This window comes from Zavarzinia sp. (assembly GCF_041650655.1).
Lineage (GTDB): Bacteria > Pseudomonadota > Alphaproteobacteria > Zavarziniales > Zavarziniaceae > Zavarzinia.
Genome location: NZ_JBAZKR010000032.1, coordinates 33,246 through 43,992 on the forward strand (window position 1 = coordinate 33,246; position 10,747 = coordinate 43,992).

General features: G+C 63.6%; 9 protein-coding genes. 7 read left to right on the plus strand and 2 right to left on the minus strand.

Annotated elements, in window-relative coordinates:
• Positions 1-101: 101 nt before the first annotated feature.
• The 3 genes from kdsA (at position 102) to WC493_RS09475 (ending at position 3,454) form a co-directional block, all read left to right on the plus strand.
• Entirely contained in the window at positions 102-941 is an 840-nt protein-coding gene (gene kdsA / locus WC493_RS09465; protein WP_373064909.1) for a 3-deoxy-8-phosphooctulonate synthase, read from the plus strand.
• A 31-nt stretch (positions 942-972) separates the two neighbouring features.
• Positions 973-2,757 carry a hypothetical protein gene (locus WC493_RS09470; protein WP_373064911.1) on the plus strand — a complete coding sequence of 595 codons (1,785 nt, stop codon included), beginning with the start codon at positions 973-975 and terminating at the stop codon, positions 2,755-2,757.
• A gap of 94 nt (positions 2,758-2,851) precedes the next feature.
• A complete protein-coding gene (locus WC493_RS09475; RefSeq protein WP_373064913.1) occupies positions 2,852-3,454 on the plus strand; it encodes a hypothetical protein in 603 nt (200 codons plus the stop codon).
• Positions 3,455-3,655: 201 nt separating this feature from the next.
• On the opposite strand, the gene WC493_RS09480 is transcribed toward WC493_RS09475, so the two are convergent.
• Entirely contained in the window at positions 3,656-5,314 is a 1,659-nt protein-coding gene (locus WC493_RS09480; protein ID WP_373064915.1) for a tetratricopeptide repeat protein, read from the minus strand.
• Positions 5,315-5,394: 80 nt separating this feature from the next.
• The gene (locus WC493_RS09485) at positions 5,395-5,700 is read right to left on the minus strand and encodes a hypothetical protein (RefSeq protein WP_373064927.1); all 306 of its coding nucleotides are present in this window, start codon (positions 5,698-5,700) and stop codon (positions 5,395-5,397) included.
• Here WC493_RS09485 and WC493_RS09490 point away from each other — a divergent pair.
• The 4 genes from WC493_RS09490 to WC493_RS09505 all read left to right on the plus strand — a co-directional run.
• Positions 5,597-6,868: a DUF1800 family protein gene (locus WC493_RS09490; RefSeq protein WP_373064925.1), complete on the plus strand. Its 1,272-nt coding sequence runs from the start codon at positions 5,597-5,599 to the stop codon at positions 6,866-6,868. The two genes, WC493_RS09485 and WC493_RS09490, sit on opposite strands and share 104 nt — an antisense overlap.
• Before the next feature lie 115 nt (positions 6,869-6,983).
• Entirely contained in the window at positions 6,984-8,195 is a 1,212-nt protein-coding gene (locus WC493_RS09495) for a DUF1501 domain-containing protein (RefSeq protein WP_373064917.1), read from the plus strand.
• 463 nt (positions 8,196-8,658) lie between these two features.
• Positions 8,659-10,398 carry an HAD-IIIC family phosphatase gene (locus WC493_RS09500; protein ID WP_373064919.1) on the plus strand — a complete coding sequence of 580 codons (1,740 nt, stop codon included), beginning with the start codon at positions 8,659-8,661 and terminating at the stop codon, positions 10,396-10,398.
• A 118-nt stretch (positions 10,399-10,516) separates the two neighbouring features.
• The coding region (locus tag WC493_RS09505) for a transposase family protein (protein ID WP_373064921.1) at positions 10,517-10,747 on the plus strand (231 nt) is incomplete at its 3' end.

Here is a 10,747-nt window from a genome sequence, read left to right on the forward strand (position 1 = left end):
CGGCCACTCATTTGGTCGGAGGGGGCTCGGCCGTAATTTTGGTGCGCCACAGCACTGTTACGCTTATATGTTGATGGATATTTTAGGGAGATAGTTCGCAGATGACGCAAGCACGCCACGTCTCGGTCGGGTCGCTGACCATCGGCAACGACCTGCCTTTCGCGGTCATTGCCGGTCCTTGCGCCATGGAAGGCCGCGAGCACGCCCTGGAGATGGCTTCTGCGCTCAAGGAAATCTGTGATCGGGTCGGCGTGGGGCTGATCTTCAAGTCCTCCTTCGACAAGGCCAATCGGACCTCGATCAAGTCGAACCGCGGCGTCGGCCTGAGTGCCGCCCTGCCGATCTTCGCCGAGGTCAAGGAAACGGTCGGTGTGCCGGTGATCACCGACGTCCATGACGCACAACAGTGCGCGCCGGTGGCCGAAGTGGTCGATGTTCTGCAGATCCCGGCCTATCTCTGCCGCCAGACCGATCTTCTGGTCGCCGCCGCCGTCACCGGGCGGGTGGTCAATGTCAAGAAGGGCCAGTTCCTGGCCCCCTGGGACATGAAGAACGTGGCGGAAAAACTGGTCGCCGCCGGCAACGAGCGGATCATGCTGTGCGAGCGCGGGGCCTCCTTCGGCTACAACACGCTGGTCACCGATTTCCGCTCGCTGCCGATCATGGCCGAGACCGGCTTCCCGGTCGTGTTCGACGCCACCCATTCCGTGCAGCAGCCGGGCGGCCAGGGTGCCTCGTCCGGCGGCGACCGGCGCTTCGTGCCACCCCTGGCGCGGGCCGCTGCCGCGGTCGGCATGGCCGCGGTTTTCATGGAAACCCATCAGGACCCGGACAATGCGCCTTCCGACGGCCCCAACATGGTGCCGCTGAACAAATTCGAAGCCGTGCTGACCGAGATCAAGGAGATCGACGACCTGCGCAAGCGCCCACACGCTGGGTAGCGAGGTGCAGGTGTCGGGCGACGAGGGCGGCATGTCGGAGGAAACGACGATCGGCGACGAGGCCGTCGTCTATGACGGCAAGGATATCGCCGTCAGAGCCAAGCTGACTCCCGGCGTGGCTTTCGCCGTGGTCGTCTTTTCCGCCCGCAATGGGCACGGCCGGGTCAACACCACGCCAGCCCGCGATCTGCGGGGCCCAGGCGAAGAATTCATGACCAAGGCGGGCATTCCGGCCCTGTTCTTCACCGCCCGTTGGAACCATTGGTGGCAGTCGCCCGAAATGTTCGAGGCGATCGAGGTGATCCGGTCGCGCGGCCTGCTGAGCGGATTCTCCCATGTCTCGACCTATGGCATGAGCATGGGCGGCTATGGCGCGCTGATGTATTCCGCGGCGCTCGGTGCGGACCGGGCGATCGCCGTGGCGCCGCAGTATTCCCTCGACAGCAACGTCGTGGCCTTCGAGACGCGCTGGCCCGAGGACCGGGCGCGCCTGCGTTTCATCTATGACGACATGGACAAGGGGCTGATCAAGTCGGGCGAAGTGATTGTGATGTTCGACCCGTTCTTCCCACATGATAGCGCTCATATCAGCCTGCTGCGCCGCCATCGTCGGCTGACCGAGCTGCCGGTCTCCTTCGCCACTCACACCGTCGCGCGTGCGATCAACGACATGGGCATCCTGTCGAAGTCGATGGCGGAATTGCTGCGCGGCGAACTGAACAGTCGGGAACTGCAGCGCCGGATACGGGAAAACCGGCGGAAATCGCCTCTTATTCTGGCCAATTTCGCGCACAAGATACGTCGGCGCGATCTCGGTCAGGCCACCCGTCTGGCGCGGGCTGCTGTCGACGCGATGGAGGCGCGCTTCGTGCGACTGCCGGAATATTACCGTCAAGACGATACGGGGGCCGATGCCACGCGCATCGCCGGCCAGCTCGCCCGAAATCTGATCGACAGCGGCGAGCCGGCGGAGGCGATCGAGGTCATGGACCGCTGGCGGCCGCGCCTGTCCGATACCGGCCCGACCTTCGATCCCCTGGTCGCCCGCGCCATGCACGCGCTTGGCGACGAAGCCGGCGCGCTGGCGACGATCGAGGGTGTGATCGCCACGGCGCGCGGCAGCGATCTCGTGAACGCCCTGCTCCTCGGCATCCAATTCCTGGAAAAGAGCAATGATGTCGGGGCGATCAAACGCTTTGGATCGGCCTATGCCGAGCGCATCCTGCAGGATGAGAATGCGGCGACGCGCTTCGGGCTTCTCTTGCTGCGCAACAAGGACGAGGCCGCCGCCCGGCGTTTTTTCGCCGATTGCGCCGACGGTCGGAACTCGCCGCGCCGTGCCGCCTTTGTGAAGCGCCGCGTGCTCGGCTTGGCCCGTGCCGGCGATCTGCCGGGCGCCACCGCCCTGCTCGACCGGCTGCTGCCGGGTGAGCGCTTCTGCAAGGACCGCGAGGAAATCCGTGCGGCCCTGTCGAAGGAAAGTGGGGACGTCGGCGAAGGCCGTGTCGCGACGCGCCCGCGCAGTGTCGTGCGCCCCCTGGTCGACCGCCGAGCCGATGCCGAGCTGGAGCGCAAGGCGCGCGATGCCTATGCCGCCGGCAATTGCGGCGAGGCACTGGCTGCGCTCGACCAGGTGCTGCCGCACCAGCGCGACAAGGCCGGCCTCTGGGTTCTCAAGGCGCGGGTCCTGATCAGCCTGTCGGACATGGAGGGTGCCGCCGAGGCTGCCCGGGAGGCGGAGAAGCTGGGGCCGTCCAGCGGCATCGTGCGGGCGCTGTTCAAGCGGCTCGATCTGATCTTCTCACGCACGGGGTGACGCCCCCGGGCGAGAACGGCCCCGAATGCCGATGTGACTCACCGCTTGTTCCTGGAATCTGCAATGTTGTATTGGGCGACGAAAGAGCTCCACGATGATTATCGACAATAAGTACAGTAACAACGAAGTTGTTGGTGAGTCAAAGCGCGAAGTCGGTGTTTGTGCTGTCGATTTCTTTGGTGAGGGCAACAAGTTTATCATCGGTCAGGGTGCCACGCTCAAGAATTTTCGCGCAGTTTTCCGGGGTAAAAATGGCGTCATCGAGGTTGGTGCCAATACTCAGATTGTCGGGCAGCTGATTGTCGGTGGCGATTGTAAAATCTCGATCGGCGAGGGCACCCGCTTCAACAAGCCCTGCCGAATTTTCGCGGACGAAGGTTGCTCGATCAAGATCGGTCGCGACTGCCTGTTCGCCAATGTTCGATTCCGAACCTCGGATTCCCATTCAGTGATTGATCTCGAGAGCGGGCGACGCATCAATCCCGCCCGGAATATTGTGATCGAAGACCATGTCTGGCTGGCTGAGGACGTCTATGTCTACAAGGGGGTCGTCGTCGGCGCGGACAGTGTGGTCGGCGCCCGGTCGACCGTCACGAGGAGCATTCCGCCCAACTCCGTTGCCCTCGGCACACCGGCCAAAAGGGTCCGCGCCGGTGTGACCTGGAAAGTCGAGCGGGTTCCGACGGAATTCGATTGAGCGCCGGTCAGTGCCTGTCGGCGGCGGACGGAGGACCTTTCGCGCCGTTTAGTTACGACCCCCGCCGCTTATGCTGAGGGCCCGCATGAGCATTGAGGGGCATATCCCTCAATGCTTCGTCTGCGCGGCGCCCGATCCCAGCCCGGGTCTGCGCCCCCGACCGTATGAACGACGGGGCGGATCGCCGATTGCGGGTGGCCTTCAAGCACCCCGAACCTGACGAAGGAACGCCTGCGCCTTGCGGTTGCCGGGGTCGGCCGTGGTCAATTGTTCGGCGAGATGCCGAGCTCCTTTTTCGTCGCCGGTCTTCAAATGGATGCGCGCCAGGTTCAACTGGACAACCGCGTGGCCCGGGCTTTTGGCCAGCAATTCGGTCCACAGCGCCTTGGCGGAACGGAGATCGCCGACCCCCTCGAAGACCGCGGCGAGCAGGATCTGACGGTCGATCTCACTGCGGGGGGTCGAAGCCATGCGCCGTCCCTCGGCCAGAGCCTCTTCCGGCCTGCTGCCTGTCGCTACCAGCCCGTGGACCCGCCGGAGCACCAAGTCGAACCGGCGGGCGCCCTCCAAGCCCAGGGCGGCGTCGCGGAACAATACCGAGGCATCGCGCGGTCGCCGCCGCTCGTGAAGCAGTTCGGCCAAGCGAACGGAGGTCATTTCGTCGGCCAGGATCTCCTTGCGCTTGGCTTCGACGAAACGCAGCAGAGCCTCCGCGCCCGGCATCGCGCCGAAGACCTGCAATGCCACCCGCATCAGCCCCTGCGGCTGCCTGGTCGACAATGGCGAAGGCTGCTCGACGATGCGCCAGAGCAGGGTCGCCGCCTCGTCGCGTTTTCCGGCGGCCACCAGTGCCTGCACGACCAGCAGGTCCAGGTCGTCTTTCGCCCTCGGCAGCGCACCTTTCCAGGTTTCGGCCAGGACACAGACTTCGTCGTAGCGATGCTCTGACAGGAATACCTTGCAGACCTGAAGAACGATCTTCGTGACCTGGGCACCGAACACGCCCACCAGAAAGTCCGGGCGGGGCGCCTTCAGTCGCTGCTCCGAGACGATTGCCAGCGCCATTTCGGCGAGCCGGCCGGCCGCCTTCGGAAAGCGCTTGGCCACATCCTGTGACATGGTCGACAGGTAGTAGGCCGAGAGACGCCGATTCTGGCGGATTTGGCGCCGCAGGGCGTGAGCGTCCAACGTGCCGCGCAGCAGTCCTTCGATGCCGCGGCTGAGCAGGCCCATGTCGAGCAGCGCCTGCGCGACCCGATGACCGGAATGGGTGACCAAGATGGAGTCGACCGGCCGGCAAGCCTCGACCAGCTTGGCGTGTAGATGATCGACGCGAAAGCGGGGGTCATAGAGCAGATAGACGTCGCTCTCCTTCGACAGGCCCTCGAACATATCGTCGCGGATGAATTTCAGACGCCGCCTGTCTTCGGGCCAGCGCGTTTCAAAAGGAACGACGGAACTGTCGATGGAATATTGAGGCGCAACCGAAATGACGCGCTTTGCGCCCAGCGCCTTCGAGAACATCAGGGCCCCATAGCCCCCCATGCTCATGCCATAGGTGACGACCTCGCGATAGCGCTCGAGCAGGCCCGTCCTGCGGATTTCGGCGATCGCCTCTTCCATCTCGAAGGTCTGCCACCAGTGGTTTTCGCGGGAGATGAAAAATATCCCGGGCAGTCCGCACTTCTCGAGGAATTCCTCCCCCGCGGCGTTCATATCCTCCGGCGCCACGTCTGACATGTCGCGGTGAACGTTCCGCGGCGAGAAAGTGGCGACAAGAATATCTCCAGGAAGATCCAATTGCGCTCTAACAGTAATAGCCTTCCCATCATAAATTATCATCGAATACTCATCTCCCATTTCTCCCTTTCCAGCTATCGTTGGCGGAATCCCATGGTTTCCCGCGGGGGTCTGCAAGGAAAGGGCTGAACCAGCAGTGATCAGCGCCAGTTTTTACGCTGCGGCAACGCGCGATACAATCGTGTTGCGATACACTTTGGTCGTGGCGGCGCGGCCACAATCTTGCCAAAGAGCCGGCCGAAGAATAGCGGCAATGCGGCATCGGGCGGATCTGGTGTGATGATATCCCAAAATGCATTCATTGCCGCCAATCGCTTTGGTTTAGGTCCCCGGCCGGGCGAGTTGCTGGCCCTGTCGGGCGATCCGCACACCGCCCTGTTCGAGCAATTGAGCAGCCCGGTGGCGTCCGGCGCCGTGCCGCTTTCAAGTGCGGTGATCGATGCCATGCGCGATCTCGCGACCGGCCGCAAGGATGGCACCGGTAGCGAGGCGAAAAAGCGGCTGGATGATGCGCGTCTGGCGTTCCAGAACGATCGCCTTGCGCGACAGGTGACCAGCACGGCGCCTTTCCGTGAACGCCTGGCTCTGTTCTGGTCCAATCACTTCTCCGTTACCGCCCGCAAGGGCGGCGTCGGGCCGCTCGCCTTCGCCATGGAACGTGAAGCGATCCTGCCCCATGTCACCGGCAAATTCATCGACTTGGCAAGGGCGGCGATCCTGCATCCGGCGATGCTGATTTACCTCGATCTGGCGAGCGCCGTCGGTCCCCAGTCGGAGCGCGGGGGGCAGCGCAAGCGCGGTCTGAACGAGAATCTCGCCCGTGAGATCCTGGAACTGCATACCCTCGGTGTCGACGGCGGCTATACACAGGACGACATCAAGGCCCTGGCCGCCATTCTGACCGGCTGGCGCGTCAATTACGGCCGGCGCGATCAAAATCAAGGCGTCGCCGATTATGGTTTCGACCTGCCCAGCCATCAGCCGGGCGCCAAGACCCTGTTGGGTACGACGATTGCCGACGGTGGCGAAGACGAGACGGAAGCGGCGCTGAAGCTGATCGTCGGGCGGCCCGCCACCGCCCGTTTCATTGCGACCAAGCTGGTGCGCCATTTCGTGGCCGACGACCCGCCGCCGGCCGCGGTCGAGACGATCGCCGCCACCTTCGTCGACAGCCAGGGCGACCTGATGAAAGTCTATGGCGCCTTGCTCGGGCTCGATGCCTCGTGGCGCGATCCGCTGGCCAAATTCAAGACTCCCTGGGACCTCGCCATCTCGACCTGCCGCGCCTTCGATACGACCGACGTCTTCAGGAGTTCACGCCATCTGGAAGGCGTCCTCCGCCAGATGGGCCAACAATCCTTCGACGCCCCCTCCCCGGCCGGCTGGCCGGATCGGACGGAGGCATGGCTGGGGCCCAGTGCCCTCTTGTTGCGGATCGCCTTGGCGGAACGGGCGGCCCAACTGATGGCGGCGAGAACCGACGTGGCAGCTCTCTTTGAGAATACCATCGGCGTCGTTGCTTCGTCGTCGTCGAGGGACATCGTTCTGGGGGCTGGCAGTAGCGAGGAAGCCGTTACCCTGCTGCTCGCCAGTCCGGAATTTCAGCGTCGCTAGCCGATAGACGGGCGAACGGCGTCATGTGGTGGCCTGATCACGCCGTGTCACGTGTGGTCGGGCGGCGAACCGAATTCAGCTTGAGCTGACGACGACCCAGTCCAGGGAGGCCATCATGCCGATCTTTGTCAATCGTCGCGACGCCCTGACCGGAATCCTCGCGGCTTTCGCGGCCGCAGGCATTCCTCGGGTATCGCTCGCCCGCGCCGCCACTGAGAAGCGTTGCGTCTTCGTCGTCTTGCGCGGTGGCATGGACGGCTTGACCGCCTTGCCGCCCATCGGCGACCCGAGGTACGCCATTCTGCGTGGACGCTTCGCCATCGGCGCCGACGGTACGGCAGAGGCGGCGCTGCCGCTCGATTCGACTTTCGGCCTGCACCCGGCGCTGAGCCCGTTCCAACCGCTGTGGCAGGCGGGCGAATTGCAGGCCTTCCATGCCTTCGCCTCGCCTTACCGTGGCCGTTCGCATTTCGACGCTCAGAAGGTGCTCGAGTCGGGCGGCATCGCCCCGTCGGACAGCGCGTCGGGCTGGCTCAACCGGCTGGCACAGGCGATGGGGAATGCCGGCACATCGATGGCCGTCGGCTTCTCCGTGCCCCTGGTCCTCAGCGGTTCGGCCAGGGTCGCCACTTGGTACCCCGGACCCAACCTGCCGGAGGCCCCCGGTCTGTTCGAGAAGCTCGAAATTCTGTATCAGAACGATGCCGCCCTGCACTCGGCCCTGGCCATCGCCGGCGACACGAGCCGACTGCTCGACGACGAGAACGATGGGGCGACGATGCAGGCCCCGGCGCCGACCGGCGCCAAGACCGACACACTCGTCCAGGCGTTCGCCGGCCTCGGCGCCCTGATGAAGGAAGACGACGGCCCACGCCTCGCCACCATCGACGTGCTCGGCTGGGATACCCACAGCAACCAGGGCGCCGCCACCGGCAGAATCGCCGGCCGCTTGGCCGAACTCGCGGCAGGTCTGATCGCGTTGAAGGCGGGACTGGGCTCCCACTGGTCGTCGACGGTGGTGCTCGCCGCCAGCGAGTTCGGCCGCACGGCGCAAATCAACGGCACAAGCGGCACCGACCATGGCACCGGCAGCGCCGGCTTCGCCCTTGGCGGCGCGCTCGCCGGCGCCAAGGTTCACGCGAATTGGCCGGGACTGACGGACAACAAGCTGCTGGACGGGCGGGATCTCGCCCCGACCGGCGATTGGCGCAGAGTCTTCGCCACCGTCGCGGCTGCCCATTTCGGGATCGGCGGCGATATCCTGGCCTCTAAAGTCTTTCCGCAGGCGGGCGACCTGCGGCCGCTGGACGGATTCATCGCGGCTTGACGACGCTCCGGCGCATTGCCGGCTGACGCCCGAAAAACTGCGCGCCAGCGACGTCGGGCCACTGCAAGTGCACGCTTGGGGAGAAATGCCCCGGTGCCGCGAAACGGCAGGGCGAGACTCCGGCGGTGTCGGGCCAAGGGCTGCGGTGCTCGTCGGGCGGCGAATTCTTGCTGGATCGGCGTGGCCGGTGTTGGCTATGCTGCAACGCAGAGAGATTGCGGCAGGAGGTCGGGGTACTGTCCCACCAGCAGAGTCTGCGCCTGATCTCGGATGTCGCGCCCCTGGGCGAGTGCGGATTCCGGACAGTGATTAACGGGGCCGCTGCGGCCGCTCCATCTCCGCTTCGCCGGCCACACATTGGTGTGGGAGGCCATGAAAAAGTTTGTTGAGGCACATCCGAGTGATAATTTGAGGATCTGGCGAGGCTGCTGCCCAGAGCGGCTTCGCCGCAAGGGAGAATGCGATGGCTGAGCCCGTTCGACTTGTTATTTGGGATTTGGACGAAACCTTTTGGCGGGGCACTCTGAGCGAAGGCGGTGTCGAACTCGATCCCCGCAATGTCGAGATGGTTATTACGCTCGCAAAACGCGGGATCATGAGCTCGATTTGCTCCAAGAACGATCATGAGGCGGTGAAGGCCGTTCTCGTCGACGCCGGGATTTGGGATTATTTCATTTTCCCCAGCATCAACTGGGAGCCCAAAGGCCAGCGTATTGCCGGCCTGATCGATGACGTCCAATTGCGCCCGGCCTCGGTCCTGTTCATCGACGACAACCCGATGAATCTGAACGAGGCTCGCCATTTCCTGCCCGACCTCCAGCTGGCGGACGAGAAATATATTCCGTCGATCCTGGAGGATCAGCTGTTCCGCGGCAAGGACGACACCAAGCTCAGCCGGCTGAAGCAGTACAAGCTGCTGGAAGTCCGCAAGGCGGAAGAGAAGAAGGCCGGCGCCGACAACACCTCCTTCCTCCGGGCAAGTGACATCAGGGTGGTGATCGACACCGACATCGCGGCCAATCTCGACCGCGCCATCGAATTGGTGAACCGCACCAATCAGTTGAATTTCACTAAGATCCGGCTGCCCGAAGACCTGGAGGCGGCGCGCAATGCGATGCGCGCGATGATCGCCGATCCGACGATCAACATGGGTATCGTGAGCGTCTCCGACCGCTACGGCGATTATGGCCATGTCGGCTTCTACGCCGTGAAACTCGGCAACAAGAAGAAGCCGAAGCTGCAGCAGTTCTGCTTCTCCTGCCGCATCCTGAACATGGGCGTCGAGACGTGGCTCTATCGCAAGCTGGGCAGCCCGTCCATGAAGGTGGTGGGCGAAGTGCTCACTGATGTCGTCGGCGACGATCGGACGATCGACTGGATCGCCGAGGGCAAGGCGGCGCCGAAGGTCACGACTGACTCCGGCGCCGTGCGCAGCAAGAAGATGTTCAACCGCATCGTCTTTCGTGGCGGCTGCGAGCAACGTGCCCTCGCTCACTATTTCACGAAATATGGCGAGAGCCTGTTCGGCGAGCACAATTTTCCGCGCTACGACATTGCCTTCCGGCTCGAGCACTCCATGTATCTCCGCCATGCCGCCGACGGTCTTTCGGAGGAATCGGCGCAGTTGCTCTACCGCCTCGGCTTCACACCGGAAGATCTGCGCAGCGAGCTGTTCGTGGAGGCCGACGGCCCCAATCTGGCGGTCATCAGCTTCTGGACCGATGCGCGGATGGGTATGCTGAAGCACAAGGAGTCGGGCCTGCTGGTGCCCTATGCACCGCTTCATCCGGGCAATTTGGACCCGGAGAAGGCCGACCCCAAGGCGCTCGAAGCCGCGCGCACGGTGCAGGCAGAATTCACGCGTGCGGGCTATATCTCCGAGGAGCAGTTCAAGGACAACGTTCGAGTCGTCCTCTCGCGCATTCCGTCCAACACGTCGATCGCCATGGTGCTCGCGAATACCTACACGGTCGGCGAAGATGGCGTGCGCAAGGAGATACCGAACGCCGCCGAATACAATCAGTGGGTCAGGGAAGCCTTGGTGGATTTTCCGGATGTGCTGGTGTTCGACATTCGCGACTACGTCGAGAACGAAAAAGAGGTCCCGACGCCGACCCATTTCGCACGTCCTGTCCATTTCCGCCTCGCCGAAGCGATCATTGGCCGCCTGCGGGCACGCATGACCCAGATGGCGGCGGAGTAGGATTGGGGGGAGCGTCCTGTTGCAGGGGTGTCAACTGGCCTGCAAAATTGGCTCTGACTCACTTTTGATGAAATCCGGGTGCTGACTGGCTGGGAATTCTTCGAGGAGAATCAAAGCCATGCAGGCTACGCTCCGGACCTTGTCGCTGGTCCCGCGTGGTTTCGTGGTCGATGGTGCGGTCTGCGACGATAAGGGTGCAGTGATCACCATTCGTCACGCGAGCAATTCCTCTACCTGCCCGAGCTGCGGCACGGTCGCGGCGCGGGTACACAGCCGGTATCGGCGGCACTTGGCAGATCTCCCGATTGCCGGCAGACCAATGCGCCTTGAGATCATCGCGAGACGCTTT

Bases quoted from the DNA above. Each gene is read 5' to 3' on its own strand.
- kdsA (WP_373064909.1), top strand. From the start codon at position 102: ATGACGCAAGCACGCCACGTCTCGGTCGGGTCGCTGACCATCGGCAAC.
- WC493_RS09470 (WP_373064911.1), top strand. From the start codon at position 973: ATGTCGGAGGAAACGACGATCGGCGACGAGGCCGTCGTCTATGACGGC.
- WC493_RS09475 (WP_373064913.1), top strand. From the start codon at position 2,852: ATGATTATCGACAATAAGTACAGTAACAACGAAGTTGTTGGTGAGTCA.
- WC493_RS09480 (WP_373064915.1), bottom strand. From the start codon at position 5,314: ATGGGAGATGAGTATTCGATGATAATTTATGATGGGAAGGCTATTACT.
- WC493_RS09485 (WP_373064927.1), bottom strand. From the start codon at position 5,700: ATGGCATCGATCACCGCACTTGAAAGCGGCACGGCGCCGGACGCCACC.
- WC493_RS09495 (WP_373064917.1), top strand. From the start codon at position 6,984: ATGCCGATCTTTGTCAATCGTCGCGACGCCCTGACCGGAATCCTCGCG.
- WC493_RS09500 (WP_373064919.1), top strand. From the start codon at position 8,659: ATGGCTGAGCCCGTTCGACTTGTTATTTGGGATTTGGACGAAACCTTT.